Below are 18,334 nucleotides of genomic sequence, written 5' to 3'. Positions count from 1 at the left end.
CCCCTGCACCACCCCTGGCGTATAGCGTTGGCTGACCGCCCCCTCCCCCAACTGCCCCCTGAGGTTGTTGCCCCAGGCCCAGACGGTACCGCCCTGCGTCGAGGCCACGGCATAGAGGTAACCCGCGGCGATGGCGGTGACGTCCGACAGTCCCTGCACCTGCACCGGCGTGAGACGTTGCGTGCTCGTTCCATCCCCCAATTGGCCACTGGAGTTGTCGCCCCACGCCCAGACGGTGCCGTCCTGCCGCAAGGCCACCGTGTTGGTGAGACTCGCAGCGACGGCGGTAGCCCCCGTCAGCCCCTGCACCTGCTCCGGTCTGAAGCTTGCAAAGGTCGTCCCGTTCCCCAACTGGCCATGGGAGTTGCTGCCCCAGGCCCAGATGGTGCCGTCCTCCCTCACGGCCACCGAGTGGGAGCCACTCGTGCCGATGGCGATGACATCCATCAACCCCTGGACCTGGACGGGCGCGGGGTGCGGGTCCGTCGTCCCATCCCCCAGTTGGCCAGAGCCGTTGTCGCCCCAGGCCCAGACGGTGCCGTCCTGCCGCAAGACCATTGTATGGTGCCCGCTCGCGGCGATGGCGGTGACTTCCGACAGTCCCTGCACCTGCACCGGCGTGAGACGTTGGGTGCTCGTTCCATCCCCCAATTGGCCACTGGAGTTGTCGCCCCAGACCCAGACAGTGCCGTCCTGCCTCAAGGCCACCGCATGGCTCCAACCCCCGGCGACTGCGGTGACGCCCGTCAGCTGCTGCACCTGAACCGGAATGAAGCGTTGGGTGGTCGTCCCGTCCCCCAGTTGCCCCCTCGTGTTGCGCCCCCAGGACCAGACGGTGCCGTCCTGCCTCGCAGCCACCGAGTGGGCGCTTCCTGCGGCGATGGCGGTAGCCCCCGTCAGCACCTGCACCGGGCTGAGGCGGCGCGTGGTCGTCCCATCCCCCAGTTGGCCGTCGATGTTGTTGCCCCAGGCCCAGACGGCTCCGTCCTGCATCACTGCCAACGTGTGGTTGCCACTACCCGCAGCAACGATGGGCCCCGCGGAAGCCGCGAAGACGTTGGCAGCGGCGCTCTTGGAAAAGCCTGGATTGGCAGGCGCCGTCGAAACGATTTCCCCCAGAGCTGCTTCGTGGGTGGCCGTCTCCAGACCGCCCTCTTCCGCGCCCGGAGCCTCATGAGGACCGCAGCCCGCCACGGTGGCACAGATGGCCAGGGCCACCCACGCCAACCACTTCCGTCCTTCCTGTCTCATCCATCCCCCTTTGCCATCGCGCTGCGTAAGCGCTGCCGTCCCAGGCCGGCCGGGCGGCAAGAGTGGCCAGCACCTTCCGGGAGGGAGCGCCAGGAGACCTATAACATTCCAGAAACATTGCAACTGGGTGAGTCCTACCCCATGGGAGTCGACAGGGAGCCCAAAGGCAGACACCCAGAAAGCAGAAAAGTCACGCCCCCGGCTGAAGAGGACGCCCGCAGCGTTGGTTTGAGAATCTTCAGCGGGATGTCTTTCAAGCTCTTCAATGGCGCGCCACCGACTGGGAAGCGGCGGTGGACGCCCAAATGGGAGGCGCGAGGCACTGGTCTGTCCCCCGATTTTCGGACCAGTTGAAGCGTGAGAGAGTCCTCGCGGCCTGGGGTGGCCCTCGTGTTGTGGTTCTCGATGACGTCGGGGTCCCACGCGCGCACGCGCTCCGCCAGGTGGTAGAGGAGGTCCGCCTCCGCCGAGTCGTCATCCGCCTGCGCTTCGATTGTCTCCGTCTCCCCGTCCGGGCTCCGGAGCGCCACGAGGAAGACGCGGTGGTGCGACGAGTCCAGGCCGGTGGTCTCCAGATCGAACTGCATGCGGCGCAGCTCGTCGAAGGCGAGGTCGCGGAAGTCCTGGGCATGGACAGACAAGTTCAACCCAGCCCCTATTGACAAACCTACCTGCTCCACCGAAGGTCCGGCGCTTTCAGGGGGGACGTGACGTGAAGCGCTTTCCAATGGCTATTTCGACTGCATTCATTATCATGAATATTTGGGGTTGCGGGGGTTCTGAAGGTACGGATGGCCTAGAGCCACTCACCCTCGCGCAACTGCCTGGCCAAGTGTACGTCGCGCAGGTCGAGGTGGATGACAGCTCGGTCTACGTGCTGAACTTCATCGAAGCCTCACAGCGCACCGAGCCGCCTCGGGCAACGCTTTATCGCACGCGCATCAGCGAGCCTCAGGAGACCGCCACGATCCTGGCGGAGGGCACCTTCAGCCGCTTCGTGCTCGGTCCCACGCACGTCTATTTCATCGAGCACGTGCGTGTCGATGCGACCCCGAACGGTGGATACCGTGAACTGGGCCGTCTCTTTCGCGTACCCAGGTCAGGTGGCAGCAAGGAACTGCTCACCGAGGGGTTGGAGCTGGGATACACCGCAGAGCCAATACTCGCGGGCCCCCACCTGTACTGGCTGGACGAGGCGTATCAATCCACGAAATCAGTCTGGCGCACGAGCGCCGATGCGCCAGGACCCATTGAACGTGTCGCCGTAGTCCCAGTGCATTCGGCGTACAACCTCATGCTGAGTGAGGCGTACTTCTACTGGCGGGAAAAAAGGACGGTGAGCTCCGCCCCCCTCGTGGTCAGCAACGCGCTGGTGAGACTGGACATCCAGGCGGAAGGCCCCCAAGAGGATGTACTCACCTGGCCCGACGAAGAGGGGCTGGTAACCCCATATGCGCCCATTTCGATGGCGCTGACGCCCATTGGCCCCTTCGCCGTGTTCGGCGAGGATGACGAGCCCTCACGTAGGTTGGTGCATCTCCCGCTTGCGCCGCACGCAGCAGCCCAGCCCACCGGCATCCAGGAGTTGCCCCCCGGAGCCGCGAGCCTCCGGTTTCACGCGGGGAGCCTCTACTACGTCTCGACGCACGCCCAGGGAATCCACCGGAGGAACCAGGAAGAGGGCCGCGTCTCCGTCCTCCTGCCGGACCTCCGTGGCATCAGCCAGCTGGCGGTGAGCGACCTGGGCCTCTTCTTCGTCAACGCCAGCAGGATTCAGCACCTCCCACACCCGGATTGAGCAAGGGGCGCTCGTCAGTCCCCCCCTGTGTCAGGGAAGTTGTCGCCTCGGCTGACCAGCCGAGCTGACCACCCACGGGGGCGAGAGCAGGCAGGATGCAGTGTCGTACACGGATGCATTCAAGGCGCAGATGGTGAAGCGGATGGTGGGCCCAGGGGCAGTGAGTGCCGCGGCGTTGGCTCGCCAGGTGGGAGTCTCCCAGCCGACGCTGTCGCAGTGGTTGCGGGAGGCGAATAAGTTGGCGGCCATGACGCCCCCGCCCGAGGAGAAGCCCGCTGGCCCGAAGAAGTGGACGCCCGAGGAGAAGCTGCGCGTGCTGGTGGCGGCCCAGGGGCTTGCGGGAGAGGAGTTGGGGGCGCAGCTGCGCCACGAGGGGCTGCACGAGGCGCAGCTGAAAGAGTGGCGGCAGGCGGCAGCCGGGGCGCTGTCGGGAGAGTCCTCCGGGCCACTGACGGCCAGCCAGCGCCGTCGGCTGGCCTCTTCGGAGAAGCGAGTGAAGGAGCTCGAGCGTGAGCTGCGCCGCAAGGAAAAGGCGCTGGCCGAGACGGCGGCATTGCTGGTGCTCGAAAAAAAACTTCAGGCAATGGGCTGGGACGAGAGGCACCAGGAAGACGAGGACGACGCAGCGGACGAGAAGAGCGAGAAATGACGCTCGCTCACCTCGATGAGGCGCTGCAGAAGGGAGTGCGCCTTCAGGTCGTCTGCGAGCGGCTCGGGGTGGCCCCTCGCACCATTCAGCGCTGGAGGAAACCCCATTCGGCCCAAGACGGGCGGTGCGGTCCTCATACACAGCCGGCCAACCGGCTCTCGGAGTTGGAGCGGCGGCGCATTCTTGCGGTGGCCAACAGTGAGGAGTTCCGTGACGTCTCGCCCAAGCAGATTGTCCCCAGGCTGGCCGACCGGGGCGAGTACGTGGCCAGCGAGGCGAGCTTCTACCGAGTGCTGCGCGAAGCAGGACAGTTGGCCCACAGAGGCCGCGCCAAGGCGCCCGCTCCCAGGCCCCGGGGCGAGCACCTCTCCACCGGACCGAATCAGGTGTGGAGCTGGGACATCACCTACCTGAGGGGCCCGGTGAAGGGGGCCTTCCTCTACCTGTACCTGGTGGTGGACGTCTTCAGCCGACGCATCATGGGATTCGAGGTGCACGAGGAAGAGTCGTCCGAGAATGCCGCAGCCCTCATCCGGCGCTGCTGGGAGCAGGCTGGCTGCCCCGAGGGGCTGGTGCTGCACTCGGACAACGGTGGCCCCATGAAGGGCGCCACGTTGCTTGCCACCCTTCAGTGGTTGGGCGTGACGCCGTCCTTCAGTCGGCCTCGCGTTTCGGACGACAACGCGTTCTCCGAAGCCCTCTTCCGCACGCTGAAATACCGCCCCACCTTCCCGCAGCGCCCCTTCGCCTCCGTCGAGGACGCGCGTGCCTGGGTGCCGCGCTTCGTGGCTTGGTACAACACCGAGCACCGACACTCCGCCATCCGCTTCGTCACGCCCGACGACAGACATTCCGGCCGCGAGGCCACGCTCCTCGCCCAGCGAGACCGGGTGTATCAGCGAGCCCGACTCCGTCGCCCCGAGCGCTGGAGCCGCGACACCCGAGACTGGACGCCGGCGGGCCCCGTCCGTCTCGGCCCCTCGCCGAACCTCACCCCGGCAGTACAGGAGATGAAGCGCATCGGTTGAACCCTCTCACGCGACAACTATCTTGACGCTCACCGGTCCCTCTGGCTTCGAATCCAGGGTGGGACGCACCTGGAGCGATCGGAGAGACGGGTACTGCGTCCTCCCGGGGGCTTGCTGGCCGTCCCGGAAGGGGGCGCCCTGGGCACTCCACGGTGCGTGGCGAACCCTGGGCAGCACGGCTGGAACTCAGTACTCCAGCGGCGGTTGAGGGCCGGGGATGACGTCCGCGATGTCAGGGTTGACGTCGCCCGGCTGACGAGGTCCGCGCTCGGCCTTCAGCTTCTTGCGCTCCTCTTTCTTGGCGTCCTTCTCCTGCGGGTGCTGCTTGCGCGCCTGTTCCTTCTGACGCTTCGTAGACCTTCCTGGCATTGCGCCCCGTCCGACTGGATTGCAGTGTGGTGGCAGAACACGTCAGGCCCCCCGCCGACCTGGGCGATGAAGCCAAAGCCCTTTGCGTCGTTGAACCACTTCACGGTGAACGCATAAGAGGGACGGGCCCTGTTGAGGGGGGAGGAAGAGTGCAGAGGGCCGAGGAGGGCCGCTGACGGGGCGGCCGTGTTTCCCAGCAGGCGTGGGCTACGCCTGACGGGGAGTGACTGCATGGTCGGGGCCTGGTCGATGGCTGTGCTGGCGCATTGCTTGACTGCCGCTGGCAGCTTGATCCACCTGTCCACTGAACCCGGGCAACTTCACCTGCGAGCCACCACCGGCAGCACCACAGGGTGCTCAGGCAGGTCTGAGCCCGTTTTGCAGGGACTGCTTGCTATCCCACCTGCCGTCCGTGCCAGTCTGGCAGGATGAATCGCGTCCTCCTGCTGGCCGGACTGTTGAGCCTCGTTGCGTGCAAGGGCTCCAACGAGCCAAACACCAACACCGGAGGCCCTGACAACCCAGGGGAGCCCGGGGGGCCTGGGGGGAACCTGGCCGCCGCGTGCGTGGTGCAGTCGGTGCTCTCCGAGCGCTGCGCCAGCTGTCACGGCGCGCTGCCGACCCAGGGGGCGACGATGCCGCTGCGCACCCTGCACGACATGCGGGTGAGTTCGGTGAGGGATGGGAGGCTCAGCAACGCCCAGCGCGCGCTCATCCGCATGCGCGACGACGCGTCCCCGATGCCGCCGGCCCCGCATGAGCGCGCGAGCGCAGCCGACCTCGCCGCGCTCGAGACCTGGATCGGAGAGGGGATGCCCCTCTGCAGTGGCACAAGCGGCCCGCCCGTGACCGTGGTGCCCGAGCCCAACCTGCTCGATCAGTCTGCGCTCTTCAGTTGCACCGAAGGCGTGCGCTCGGATGCGCCGACGCGCATCCGCCGCTTGAACCGGCGCGAGTTCACCCGCAACGTCGGTGGCTCGGTCGAGCGCAGCTGGACCGGGTTCAGCTTCTACGACAACCCGCTCGATCCCAGCGCCATCGAGCAGTACAGCTCCTGGGCCACGGACGAGACACTGGACGAGGCCACGGTGGAGCTCTTCCTGCCGGTGGTCGGCGAGGCCGCCGCGCCGTGGACGATGAACTACCCGGACGGCAACCGGATGGAGCGTGTCTACACCAACAGCCGCTTCAGGTGCATGTTCGACGACGCGAACCCGAGCGACTCCTGCAAGCGCTTCCACCTCGGCCAGATGCTCGAGTTCGGCGTCTTCTTCCGCCCGCCCACCGAGGATGAGCTCACCCGCCTCACCGCCTTCGCGACCGAGGTCATCGCGCAGGAGCCGAGCTACTCCCCGCGAAACCGCGCGGACTCCATCACGCGGATCTCCAACGCCGCGTGGATGATGACCGGCGCCATGTTCCGCCGCGAGATGGGCGGCGAGCCGGCCGACGGTCGCGTGGAGCTGACCAGCCTCGAGCTGGGCTCGCAGCTGGCCTACGCGCTGGCGGGGCGCGCGCCCTCGGCCACGCCGAGCTTCGTGTGGCCCTACTTCTCCGCGCCCCTCGAGGGGCATCTGGCGGACGTGGCCACCGCCGCAAAGGATGGCTCGCTCACGCAGGATGCGACGACCACCGCCCTGATCGAGAAGTACCTGGGCGGCGTCGACGCCCACCAGAACGGGACACCGCGCTTCGATCTGGTGCAGGACTACAACGAGGAGCAGCGCTCCAAGCGCGGGCAGTACTGGCTGGGTGACGGCGTCGCGGGCTTCTTCCGCGAGTGGCTCGGCTACGGGCACGTGGCCGCGGTGTTCAAGGAGTCCCCGGCGGCGACCTCGCGCTTCGAGCTCGAGGGGCTCGGCTACATCAGCGCGGTCTCGTACGAGAACCTGCTCACCAACTTCCATCCGCTGGAGCCGACCTTCATCCAGCAGTTCGACGATCTGATCGCGCGGGTGGTCGTCGAGGATAAAGACGTGCTGGCGAACCTGCTCACCACGCGCACCTTCTACGTGCCCTCCATGCAGCACGCGGCGTACGACTCGCACAGGGGCCTCTCGCACCCCTACAACGTCAGCGAGATCCTCCCGGCGACCGTCGAGGGCCGATGGAAGACGCTGCCTGCCACCGAGCGCGCGGGCGTGCTGACCCACCCGGTGTGGCTGGCCGCGCACGGCGGCAACTTCGAGGACGATCCGTCCATCGTCCACCGCGGCAAGTGGGTGCGCGAGAACCTCCTGTGCGGCTTCGTCCCGCCGCTCAGCAGCGTGCAGGTGGCGGCCCAGGTCGGCGCTCACGCTCCCGACAAGAACGCGCGCCGCCGTCTGCAGGAGGCGACCGCCGGAGCGCAGTGTCAGGGCTGTCACCGCCTGATGGAGCCGCTCGGCCTGCCCTTCGAGATCTACAACCACGCGGGCTTCCTGCGCGCGCGGGATCACTCGACCAGCGGAGGCTGGACCACGCCGGACGGAAGCTCGACGCTCACGTCGATGCCGGACCCCGCGCTGGACGGCCCGGTGCGCGACGCGGTGGAGTTGAGCGAGCGCCTGGCGGCCTCGCGGCACGTGAAACGCTGCTTCCTGCGACAGGCCTTCCGCTACTTCATGGGCCGCCCGGAGAACCCGAGCGACGCCTGTACGCTGACGCAGATGGAGCAGGCCTATGATCAGAACAACGGCTCGTTCTCCAAGATGCTGACCACGCTGATGACCAGCGACACCTGGAAGACGCGGCGTGTGCCGCAGGCTGGAGAGTGACTGCCATGTTCTCGCGACGAACCGTCCTGAAGGGCATGGCCGCCGGCCTCTTCGCGCCCTACTTCCACGACGTCTACGCCCAGTCGTCAGCGTTGCCGGCGCGCCTGGTGCTGGTCCTCGAGTGCAATGGCGTCTATCCCCGCGCGCTCCTGAGCACGGGCACCCGCGCGGCGCTGGGGGGGCGCGCCAACACCTCCGACCGCATCTTCTGGGACGCGTACAAGGACACGCCGATGGTGCGCGAGGGCGACGATCTCGCCAGCGCGATCAGTCTCGGGCCGCTGGCGGCGTCTTCCGGCAACATCGACCTGGTGAACCGCTCCGCCGTGCTGCTGGGGCTCTCGAACCTCATCGCGGGCGGCGGGCACTCCAGCGGGACAGGCGGGCTGAGCTGCGCGGTGAACGGCGCGGGCGCGACCTTCGACGCGGTGATCGCACCTCGCCTGCGCCGGGGTGCACCGTTCGACGTGCTGCGCCTGGGCACCAGCTCCGCGCGCGTGTCGATCGTGTACGAGACCTGCGCGCTCGGACCCCGCAAGCCCGCGGGCATCATCGTCAACCCGTCGCTCGCGTTCGACAGCACCTTCGGCTCGCTGCTCGGCGGCTCGACGAACGGGCGAGATCGCAAGATGCTCTTCGACTTCGCGCTGGCCGACTCGCGGAAGGCGCTGGCGGAGTTCAGCGGCAACTCCAACGAGCGGCTGAAACTGGAGCGCTACGTCTCTTCCCTCGAGTCGCTGCGCACGCGGGAGGATCAGCTCGAAGGCATGGCGGACCGCGTGCGGCCCTACCTGCCACTGGCGCCGAAGGACAACCCGCTCATCACCGGCGCGGGCTCACCGCCCGACTCGCTGAAATGGTTCGAGGCGCAGTTCCAGATCGCCACGGCGTCCCTCCTGGGCGGGCTGACGAACACGGTGGTGCTGGCGACGGGGACCTCGGGCTTCGACGTGGCCTACGGTCCGGACGTGACCGACATCCCGCGACACAGCCTGCAGCACGGCCTGGATGCGGGGCAGAACTGGGATCGCGTCGCCGAGATCACCCGCCGTCACGTGCAACTGGTGGCGAACCTGGCGAGGACGCTGGCCGCCACGCCCGAGGTCGGCGCGAGCGGCTCGATGTTGGATCACACCGCGATCGTCTTCATGTCCGACAACGGCGAGCAGCACCACTCGACCTCGCGTGAGTGGCCGAAGCTCGTGGTGGGCGGCAACGCGCTGGGCCTGAAGACCGACGGACGCACGGTCGTGTACCCGAAGTACGACGCGGCCCGGAACCGGCAGGTCTCGAACCTCTTCAACACGCTCGGCCACGCGTTCGGAGACGCGGACTTCAACACCTTCGGGCAGGAGGGCAGCACGCGCATCGCGCCGGGACCGCTGAGCGAGCTGTATGGCTGAGCCGTAAGCGCGGGCTGGGCGGGTTCCACGTCATTTGGGCAGGCATGTCTCGCTGGTGCCACTCCTGTAAGCTGCCCCGGGACACGCTGCGACAGCGCTGCGGGGCATCATCGGCGCGCGCGGAGGCCATCTCCCGCGAAATGCTCCGGGGCGCCCTCCCGGAGAGCACCGCCGCCGCGACGCTGGCCTCGCGCATCGTCTCCTGGCTGTCCTCGAAGAAGTAGCGCGAGGATGCCCTCGTGCATCATCGCCGCCGATGTGATGCAGTCGCGCGGTGCTCGAAAGCGTCACCATCGACCAGCTCCGCACACTCCGCGCGGTGGCCGAGGAGGGCAGCTTCTCCGCGGCGGCCCGGAAGCTCGGCCAGGGGCAGCCCGCCGTCAGTCAAGCCATGCAGCGGCTGGAGAAGCAGCTCGGCCTGCGGCTCTTCGACCGGAGCGGGCGCGTCCCGCGTCTGACGGCGAAGGGAGAAGCCGTCGTCGCGGCGGCGCAGCGACTCCACGAGGACATCGCCTCGTTCCAGGCGGTGGTCGGCCGGCTCAAGAGCGGCGAGGAGACGAAGCTGTCGCTGGTGGTGGACGCCATGTTCCCCACCGACGCACTGCTGGACTTCGTGCGAGAGCTGGCGCGCACGCACCCGGGTGTGGAGCTGGCGCTGGAGGTGGAGCTGCTGTCCGCGGTGACGGAGCGCGTGCGCGCGCGGCGCGCGACGCTGGGCATCGCCGGCGCGGACCTGGACCTCACCGGCCTGGAGCAGCGCCCCATCGCGCTCCTCAAGATGATTCCCGTCGCCGCGCCCTCGCATCCGCTCGCGGCGCTGAAGGGCGTCCTCACAACAGAGGCGCACCTCGCCTCCGCCATCCAAATCGTCCTGAGCGAGCGGCTGCCGGAGGGCAAGACGGGCACGGCGGACCGGGGCGTCATCGGCTCGCGCCTCTGGCGTGTCGCAGACCTGATGACCAAGCACTCACTCCTCGTCGGCGGCATCGGCTGGGGCCTCGAGCCCGAGCACCTCGTCCGCGACGACCTCGCCGCCGGACGGCTGGTGGCGCTGCGCCTGGCGGCCTGGGAGGGCGGTCCCCCACCCCAGCGCCCGCTCGCCCTGGTGCGCCGCAAGGGCACGCCGCTGGGCCCGGTGGCGACGTGGGCCTCGAACCGGCTCACCTCGCTGTGCCAGCTCGCGCTCGGGGGCGCGGACCATCACACGACGTGATGAAAAGCATCACGACCTGGAGCGATTTACAGACGGGGCTCGGCTCTTAGGTTTGGAACCATGAGCACCACGACCCAAGTCAGCGTTCCCACTTCTCCTCGAGCCACTACCCGCCCCCGCACCCTGGAGAGTGTCCATGGTGGCGGCGAGCTGCACTGGGTGGGTGACGGCTTCCGCGTCCACACCCTCGTTCCGAGCGGCGGCCTGCGCCAGGAGCGGACCAGTCCGTTCCTGCTGCTCGACTACCATCCGCCCCATGACTACCCCGCGCTGGCGAAGGGCCAGCGGGGCGTCGGCTGGCATCCGCACCGTGGCTTCGAGACGGTGACGCTCGCGTTCGAGGGTCACGTCGCGCACCGCGACAACACAGGCAACTCCGGCGTCATCGGTCCCGGGGACGTGCAGTGGATGACGGCGGCGTCCGGCATCCTCCACGAGGAGTACCACGAGCACGACTTCTCCCGGCGCGGGGGCACGTTCCACATGCTCCAGCTCTGGGTGAACCTGCCTCGCCAGCACAAGATGTCCGCTCCGGGCTACCAGCCCATCACGAAGGAGCAGATTCCGGTGGTCCCCGTTCAAGGAGGCGGGGAGGCCACGGAGCACAGCCGGGTGCGCATCATCGCCGGGAGCTACGGTGACGCGAAGGGTCCCGCCAGGACCTTCACGCCCATCTCCATGCTCGACGTGAAGGTGCGCGCGGGCGAGGACTTCCACCTGTCGCTGCCCTCGAACCACAACGCCCTGGTGCTCGTCGCCAACGGCCGCGTGACGGTGGGCGCGGAGAGCATCCGGAGCGGTGAGCTCGCGGTGTTCGCCAACGACGGGGAGACCCTCTCCCTCCGGGCCGACGAGGACACGCACTTCATCGTCCTCGCGGGCGAGCCCATCCACGAGCCCATCGCCCACACCGGGCCGTTCGTGATGAACAACCACCGGGAGATCATCCAGGCCATCGACGACTTCGAGTCGGGCGCCTTCGGTGGGATTCCTGAGTAACGGGGCGCGCGGCGGCTGACGTCGCGCAAGGGGTGCTGACGCCTCCGGGACACACCCTCCCGGGGGCGTCAACGCATCGGCGGGAGAGAAGCCCTGTTGAGGGTGAGGGCTGGAGCGGAGGGGCCGAGGAGGGTCGGTAGACAGAAGCCTCCAGGAGCGAGCCGAGGGGCTTCGCCGTTTCTCCCCAGAAGATCCGGGCGTTTCGCGCGCCGAGCGCGTGAGGGCAATGCTCTCGCGTGTGCTCGCAGAAAGCGCCGAGCGACCTCGCTGAGCGCCGCGTGAGACAGCACTCCCGCTCTCTCTCCTGGCCCGTGGGGAGAGAAGCCGAGAGGCGTTTAGCTGTGTACCCGGCGCTCAACAGTCGGCCCCGTTGGTCAACAGCTTCGGCGTCTGCGACGGGGCCGAGCTGTTGATCATCGGGGCGGGCGTTCGCGAGGAGGAGATGAACGGCCCAAGCTCGGCTCCCGACGACGCGCTGGCCCGCGAGCTGGGCGCGATGGGGCTGCTCTGCTCTGGGTCAGCGCGCGCGCCGGTAGTGCATGGCGACCGCGCCGCAGCGGAGCGGCTTCGCCGAGACCAGCTCGAGCCGTCGCGTGCTGGGCAGCCCGCTCTGGTACAGGGTCGGGCCGTGGCCGGCGATCCTGGGGTGGACGAGGAACTTGTACTCGTCGATCAGATCCAGCCGGTCCAGCTCGGTCGCGAGCTTGCCGCTACCGAGGAGCACGCCGGCGGGGGTCGCGTCCTTGAGCTTCTGCACGCCCGTGCGCAGGTCGCCGGCGATGTGGTGGCTGTTGGTCCACGGGAAGTCCTTTCGTGTCGACGACGCCACGTACTTCGGCTTGGCCTCCAGCTTGACCGCCCACTCGCGCATCGCCGGCGGCGCCTCCTCGTCGCCGCGGGCGACCGCCGGCCAGTAGCTCTCCATCATCTCGTAGGTGACGCGGCCCCACAGCATCGCCCCGCACTCGTCCATGAGGCGGGTGAAGAAGGCGTGTGTCTCGTCGTCGGCGATTCCCTCCTGGTGGTCAACGCAGCCATCCAGGGTGACGTTGATGCTGAAGGTCAAGAGTCCCATGCGGCGGGTCTAACACTCCTGGCGATGGAACGGCCGGCCGTCGCAGAACTTGTCGCATAGGATGTGCGCCAGGAGCGAAGGCGTCGCGAGCCTGCGTCAGAACACGCGTCATGACGTGAATGATTCGCATGACGAGCCGCTGGGCCCTGGGAATGCTGCACCTCGCAGTGGGCATCATCACCTGGTTCCACGCGCGCCTACCGAGATAAGCTCCAAGCTCCGGGATGTTGGCCCCTCAATTGCTTGGGGCTGAGGCAGCCCCCCGTCTCGACACTGGAAGCCGAGCCCCCATGTGTTCCCGCCCCTTCGTCCCTGCCCTCCCGGCCGCTACCACCTCGTCTGTTCGCGCCAAGGAGGTGGCCCTGTGAGCCGCATCGCGGGATGGGTGTTGCTGGTACTGGCGCTGGTCGTGTCGTACCGCCCGGCCGAGGCCGCGCAGGCGAAGAAGACGCAAGCGCAGAAGACCCGAGTCGCGGTGCTGCGCCCGGAGGGCCGCCAGGCGGATGCGCTGCGCAGGGTGCTGACGCAGGAGTTTGGCAAGAAGGGACGCGGGCGAGAGGTGCTGCCCGCGAAGAAGGTGGATGCCCAAGTGAAGCGCATCCGCGGCGGTCCGAAGACGGATGCGCAGCGGCAGGCGCTGGCAAAGAAGCTCGGCGCGGACGTGCTGATCCTCGCCTCGGTGAAGGGGACCAAGCGCTGGGACGTGGAAGTCCGCGCCTACTCCGGCAAGGACGGCACCCTCCTCGCGGAGGAGCACTGGGACGTCCGCACGAACCGCGCCTTCCCCGACGTGCGGCGCGAACTCGAGCCCAAGCTGGGCGCGGCCCTGAAGGCGGGCCCGGAGCAGCGCCTCCCGCCTGCCGCCGTCACGCCTCCGACGCCTGTCTCCGAGCCGGAGGTCGCGCCCCCGACCCCCATCGCGGCGGCACCGCACCCGGCGGTGGTGAAGCCTCCTCCGCCCACCATGAAGAAGGAGGAGCCGCTGGTGGAGCCCGAGCCGAAGGCAGCCGGCCTTCGCAACCTGGACGGCCCCATCCTGGAGGCGCTGCTGTCCGGACAGGGGCTGTTCCGCCGCTTCAACTTCTCGGGCAGCAACGCCAACGCGCTGCCCGACTACAGCCTCAACAGCGCCGCGGCGGCGAGCTTCTCGGTGAGCTACTTCCCGCTCTCCCACTTCACGGATGGGATGGTGCACAACCTGGGTATCGTGGCGCGGGGCTCACGCGCCCTCGGGCTGTCCACGCGGCTCCCGGATGGCTCCGAGTACGGCACCACCGCGCAGCTCCTGGAGGGAGGCCTGCGCCTCCGCCTGCCGCTGCCGTGGCTGGAGGTCTCGGTGGGCGCGCTGTACGGCACCCACTCCTTCGCGGTGGAGCTCCCGCCGGAGAGCACCTTCGCCATGCCTGACGTGGACTACCGCTTCGCGCACGTGGAGCTGGGCCTGCGCAAGGCGCTCACCGAGCGATGGGCCATCGCCGCGCGCGTGGGCTACCAGCACGTGCTGAGCGGCGGCGAGCTGTCCTCGGACGACTACCTCCCGAAGCTGAGCGGCTCCGGACTCGATGGCGAGCTCGCCGTGGAGTTCGCCCTGACGCGCATTTTGGGTCTGCGGCTGGGCGGAGAGCTTCGGAGCTACTCCTTCACCGCCGACGCCGCGGAGGGAGCCCCGGTCTTCGCCGGCGGCGCCAAAGACCTGTACTTCAGCGGTCAGCTCGGCGTGTACCTCAGGCTGTAACACCACCGCATTGAGGGGGTCTGTCCCCCACGCATGTGGCGCCTCCTCCTCACTTTCCGCGAGGCCCACGCGAAAGATGCAACGCGTATGCACGCGTGACACGAGTTTTTCAGTATCCGTGTCATCGGGCCATTCGACCGATGCGCGTGCGAGTCGCGGCTACATTGACAGGAACGCATCATCCATCTGATTGGTATGTCTCCCAATGATGGAGGCGCTCGTGCCGAGGATGCGGTCACAACGGTTGTCACGAGAGCCAGCGGAGCGGGGACGGTGGTGGCGCCCGGTGGTGCTCGGGCTGGCCTTGAGCGGGGCTGCTGGCTGCGAAGGAACCATCTCCAACCCGGAGGGCCCCGGTGGAGGGCCCGGCCCCGGTACGCCCCCGCCCACCGCCATCGAGAAGCCAGCCCCGTCCGTGCGAATGGCGCGCCTGACGCACGTGCAGTGGACGAACAGCGTGCAGGAGCTGCTCAGGCTGGACGCACCGCCCACCACGCTGGCGGGCACCTTCCGCGCGGACCCCGCCCAGAGCGGCTTCCTCTTCGACAACGATGCGCGCGCCCTCTCCGTCGACGAGGCCCTCTGGGGCGCCTACCAGCGCGCCGCCGCTGAACTCGCCGGCCAGGTGACGACGGACGCGACGAAGCTCGCGCGCCTTTTGCCTCCGTCGGCCGCCACCGGCGAGGAGCGCGCCCGCGCCTTCGTGGAGTCCTTCGGCCTGCGCGCGCATCGGCGCCCGCTGACGTCCGAAGAGGTGGAGAGCTACCTCGGGCTGTACCGCAAGGGGCCCCAGGCCTACGCGGACATGTCGGACTTCGAGGGTGGCATCCGGCTGGTGATTGAAGCCTTCCTTCAGTCGCCCCACTTCCTCTACCGCGTGGAGCGCAGCACGCAGGCCGTGCAGGACCGGGTGCCGCTCGACGACTACGAAGTGGCTTCGCGGCTGAGCTACGGCCTCTGGAGCGCCATGCCGGACGACGCCCTGTTCGCCGCCGCGAGCGAGGGCACCCTGCACTCCCGCGAGGGCGTCGCCACACAGGCACGGCGCATGCTCCAGGACGCGCGCTCGAACAAGGTGGTGGAGGCCTTCCACCGCACCCTCTTCGACGTGCCCCGCTATGCCGCCATTCGGCCCTCCCTCACGCGCTACCCGCAGGTGTCCGAGCGCCTCGGGGAGTACGCGACCCAGGAGACGACCCTTTTCGTCCAGGACGTCGTCTTCTCCCGCAAGGGCGGCTACAGCGACCTGCTCACCTCGCCGGCCACCTTCGTCAACGACGAGCTGGCGCGCGTCTACGGGCTGAGTGGCACGTTCACCGCCGACTTCGTCCCCGTGACGCTGGACTCGCGCGAGCGCAAGGGCGTGCTCACCCAGGTGGGCTTCCTGGCCTCGCACGCGACGTCGGTGGACCCGGACCCCATCCACCGCGGCGTCTTCGTGTCCGAGCGCATCATCTGCCGGAAGATTGGCGCGCCGCCGGCCAACATCCCGCCGCTCCCCGCCCCCCAGGGCCGCACCAATCGTGAGGTCGTCGCCTCGCACACCGAAGCGCCAGGGACTGCGTGCGCCAGCTGCCACTCGAACCTCATCAACCCGCTCGGCTTCCCCTTCGAGAACTTCGACGCCATCGGCGGCTACCGCACCACGGACAACGGACATCCGGTGGACGCCAGCGCGTCTCCCAACATCAACGGAGAGACGGTGTCGGTGCGCGACGCGCTCGACCTGGCGGACGCACTCGCGGCCAATGAAGCGGTGCATGCGTGCTACGCGAAGCACTGGGTGGAGTACCTCCACGGGCGCCCGTCCGCCCACGAGGATGTGACGCTGGTGGAGCGGCTCGGAAAGCTGTCGCAGGCGGGCAACCTGTCCATCGTCGACCTCGTCGTGGAGGTCGTCACCAGCGAGGGCTTCGTGAATCGCCACCCGGAGGAGCTGCCATGAAGCTGAGTCGCCGGATGGTGTTGAAGGGCCTGGGCGGGACGATGCTGAGCCTGCCGTTTCTCGAGGGGCTGATGCCGAGGACCGCCCGCGCGGCGGACTCCGGGGTGCTGCCGTACGCCATCTTCTTCCGGCAGGCCAACGGCGTCGCCTCGGCCCAGACGACGTCGGAGCTCGGCGCGGAGCCGGAGCGCTTCTGGCCGCGCACCCTGGGTGCGCTCACCGCGGAGAGCATGGCCGGGCGGGCCGTGGGCGTGCTCGATGACCACCGCGCGCACCTGCTGGTGGTGCGCAACGTCAACATGAAGGACTACAACTACGGGGACGGCCACGCCCGCGGCGCCATGCAGGGGCTGACCGCGCAGGGCCCCGTGGTGGAGGGCGCAGGCGGCGGCTCCGAGTCCGCGGGCGAGTCCATCGACCACCGCATCGGCCGCGAGCTCAATCCGCAGCAGCGTGACTCACTCGTCTTCTACGCGGGCCGGCGTGGCGGCTGGCTCGGCGGGCCCTGCCTCTCCTACCGGAGCAGCAACGTGCGCCGGGCCGCGCTGCATGACCCGTGGAATGCGTACCAGACGATGATTGGCGGCCCGGGAGGACTGACACCCGAGGCTCGCGAGCAGCTCCTCGTCCGGCAGCGCAGCGTGAACGACCTGGTGAAGGCCCAGCTCCAGGCGCTCCAACAGCGTCCCGAGCTGAGCGCGTCCGACCATGAGCGCTTGGACCTGCACCTGTCCAACGTCCGGGACCTGGAGGTCGCCCTGAGCTGCCGCATGCGCGCGGACCAGGAGCTCATCCTCCAGCAGCAGTCGCCCGGCTATGACAGCACGGACGGCACCGAGGTGCTCGCCACCGCCAGGCTGCACATGGACATCGCCGTGATGGCGATGGCGTGCGGCACCAACCGCGCGGCCGTCATCCAGGTAGGCAATGGCAACGACGGCGACACGCGCTACCGCAACCCGGACACGGGGCAGTTGATGGAGAACTTCCATTACGTGTCCCACCGTCGCTCGTCGCACGACTCCAGCGGCGGCATCATCACGGGTTCGGACCTGCTGCACCACCACGTGGACGTGCAGTTCGCGAGCGCCTTCAAGCACCTCCTGGACCGGCTGGTGGCCTACCAGATGCCGGACGGAAAGCGACTCATCGAGCACGGCGTGGCTGTCTGGTACAACGACCTGGGCAACGGGCCGGCTCACTCGGCGCGCAATGTGCCCTTCGTCCTGGCGGGGAGCTGCAATGGCTTCTTCAAGCAGGGCGTCTACGTCGAGGCGTCGGGCGGCGGCAATCCCAACCACAACCGGATGCTGAACACGATTGGCACCGCCGTGGGGCTGAGGAACGCGGCCGGCGGGAACCTGGACGACTTCGGCGACCCGTCGCTGACCAAGGGCGTGCTCTCCGAGCTCATCGCCTGAGTGGACGATTGCGTCCTGCTCCAGTGTCCTGCGCTGGAGCAGGTCGTTCAGGCAGCGTGACCACGCTGTCCGTGGAGCTGAGGCAAGCGCACCGGGACAGAGCACGGCAAAGCGTTACGAATCTTCGCATCTCAGTCATTCTTGCCCCCATGTGCCTACCCAGAATTCGATCGCTGCGTCATGAGCGGTTCAAGGCGTTCGAGTCCTCGGAGAGAAAAGCCGGGAATGAGTTCGGGCAGGGCTTCATTCGGGGAGGTGGATGGTGCCCTCCACGCACGACAGGTCCCTCGCTCCAGGTCCTGGAGGAGCGATTCAGCATCACCTCAGCCCGGACCGCACGCCCGGCCCAGTAGCGTCATGCGGCTGATGCGCTCGTGACGCAGCGACCGGATTCAGGGGAGACATGGCGGATGACGTATCGGTGGGATAGAGGCCCTGTTGCGGGTGAGGGCTGGAGCGGAGGGGCCGAGGAGGGCCGCTGACGGGGCCTCCCGAGCGATGCTCCTGGCCGGTTGACAGAACGCTTGAACCCCCTTGGGGTACACGCCTGCCCAGGCCGCGCTCCCATCAGGTGCGTGGCAGGGGCCGCCAGCTTGGTGGCTATCTTGCGCCTCAACACCACGCGGCCTGGGGTGGCCCTCGTGCCGGGACCAACCACGCACCGGCCGTGGGCAAGCCCCGGCGCTCCAGAA

Annotated in this window: 12 protein-coding genes and 3 pseudogenes; 10 read left to right on the top strand and 5 right to left on the bottom strand. The window is 68.4% G+C overall.

All coding sequences use genetic code 11. From position 1 onward, the window contains the following. Both FL344_RS30540 and FL344_RS30535 read right to left on the bottom strand, forming a co-directional pair. The coding region (locus tag FL344_RS30540) for an RCC1 domain-containing protein (protein ID WP_368667455.1) at nucleotides 1-1,251 on the bottom strand (1,251 nt) is incomplete at its 3' end. A 392-nt stretch (nucleotides 1,252-1,643) separates the two neighbouring features. Then, a pseudogene (locus FL344_RS30535) lies at nucleotides 1,644-1,871 on the bottom strand (ribonuclease H-like domain-containing protein); the annotation flags it as partial. 212 nt (nucleotides 1,872-2,083) lie between these two features. On the opposite strand from FL344_RS30535, the gene FL344_RS30530 reads away from it, so the two are divergent. Both FL344_RS30530 and FL344_RS30525 read left to right on the top strand, forming a co-directional pair. Next, nucleotides 2,084-3,049, top strand: a complete 966-nt coding sequence (locus FL344_RS30530) for a hypothetical protein (protein ID WP_141621010.1) — start codon at nucleotides 2,084-2,086, stop codon at nucleotides 3,047-3,049. 130 nt (nucleotides 3,050-3,179) lie between these two features. After that, a pseudogene (locus FL344_RS30525) lies at nucleotides 3,180-4,726 on the top strand (IS3 family transposase). Nucleotides 4,727-4,912: 186 nt separating this feature from the next. Here FL344_RS30525 and FL344_RS39975 read toward each other — a convergent pair. Together FL344_RS39975 and FL344_RS39970 are read right to left on the bottom strand one after the other, a co-directional pair. Further along, nucleotides 4,913-5,095: a hypothetical protein gene (locus FL344_RS39975; protein WP_141621009.1), complete on the bottom strand. Its 183-nt coding sequence runs from the start codon at nucleotides 5,093-5,095 to the stop codon at nucleotides 4,913-4,915. A gap of 5 nt (nucleotides 5,096-5,100) precedes the next feature. Continuing rightward, nucleotides 5,101-5,250 (bottom strand): annotated as a pseudogene (locus FL344_RS39970) (cold-shock protein); the annotation flags it as partial. A 273-nt stretch (nucleotides 5,251-5,523) separates the two neighbouring features. Between FL344_RS39970 and FL344_RS30510 the strand changes: the two are divergent. Genes FL344_RS30510 through FL344_RS30490 form a run of 5 tightly spaced genes read left to right on the top strand, consistent with a single transcriptional unit; the run spans nucleotide 5,524 to nucleotide 11,466 of the window. Continuing rightward, on the top strand, nucleotides 5,524-7,851 hold the full coding sequence (locus tag FL344_RS30510; protein ID WP_141621008.1) for a DUF1588 domain-containing protein: 2,328 nt from the start codon (nucleotides 5,524-5,526) through the stop codon (nucleotides 7,849-7,851). Between the two features lie 5 nt (nucleotides 7,852-7,856). Next, nucleotides 7,857-9,254 (top strand): DUF1552 domain-containing protein, encoded by a 1,398-nt coding sequence (locus tag FL344_RS30505; protein ID WP_141621007.1) that lies wholly within the window; start codon nucleotides 7,857-7,859, stop codon nucleotides 9,252-9,254. Nucleotides 9,255-9,298: 44 nt separating this feature from the next. Next, nucleotides 9,299-9,478, top strand: a complete 180-nt coding sequence (locus tag FL344_RS30500) for a hypothetical protein (protein ID WP_141621006.1) — start codon at nucleotides 9,299-9,301, stop codon at nucleotides 9,476-9,478. 50 nt (nucleotides 9,479-9,528) lie between these two features. Then, nucleotides 9,529-10,467 (top strand): LysR family transcriptional regulator, encoded by a 939-nt coding sequence (locus tag FL344_RS30495; RefSeq protein ID WP_141621005.1) that lies wholly within the window; start codon nucleotides 9,529-9,531, stop codon nucleotides 10,465-10,467. Nucleotides 10,468-10,527: 60 nt separating this feature from the next. Then, nucleotides 10,528-11,466: a pirin family protein gene (locus FL344_RS30490; RefSeq protein WP_141621004.1), complete on the top strand. Its 939-nt coding sequence runs from the start codon at nucleotides 10,528-10,530 to the stop codon at nucleotides 11,464-11,466. 517 nt (nucleotides 11,467-11,983) lie between these two features. Here FL344_RS30490 and FL344_RS30485 read toward each other — a convergent pair. Continuing rightward, entirely contained in the window at nucleotides 11,984-12,541 is a 558-nt protein-coding gene (locus FL344_RS30485; protein WP_141621003.1) for a dihydrofolate reductase family protein, read from the bottom strand. Between the two features lie 364 nt (nucleotides 12,542-12,905). Here FL344_RS30485 and FL344_RS30480 point away from each other — a divergent pair, with 364 nt between their 5' ends. From FL344_RS30480 to FL344_RS30470, 3 genes are all read left to right on the top strand, one after another. After that, nucleotides 12,906-14,276 carry a hypothetical protein gene (locus tag FL344_RS30480; RefSeq protein ID WP_141621002.1) on the top strand — a complete coding sequence of 457 codons (1,371 nt, stop codon included), beginning with the start codon at nucleotides 12,906-12,908 and terminating at the stop codon, nucleotides 14,274-14,276. A 229-nt stretch (nucleotides 14,277-14,505) separates the two neighbouring features. Next, on the top strand, nucleotides 14,506-16,221 hold the full coding sequence (locus tag FL344_RS30475) for a DUF1592 domain-containing protein (protein ID WP_228565491.1): 1,716 nt from the start codon (nucleotides 14,506-14,508) through the stop codon (nucleotides 16,219-16,221). Then, a complete protein-coding gene (locus FL344_RS30470) occupies nucleotides 16,218-17,642 on the top strand; it encodes a DUF1552 domain-containing protein (RefSeq protein WP_141621001.1) in 1,425 nt (474 codons plus the stop codon). Before FL344_RS30475 ends, FL344_RS30470 begins: the two co-directional genes overlap by 4 nt. The last annotated feature ends 692 nt before the right edge of the window (nucleotides 17,643-18,334 follow it).

Source organism: Myxococcus sp. AB036A, assembly GCF_006547355.1.
GTDB lineage: Bacteria > Myxococcota > Myxococcia > Myxococcales > Myxococcaceae > Myxococcus > Myxococcus virescens.
Note: the sequence above shows the minus strand (reverse complement) of the source record. Positions and strands in the feature narration are given on the sequence as shown.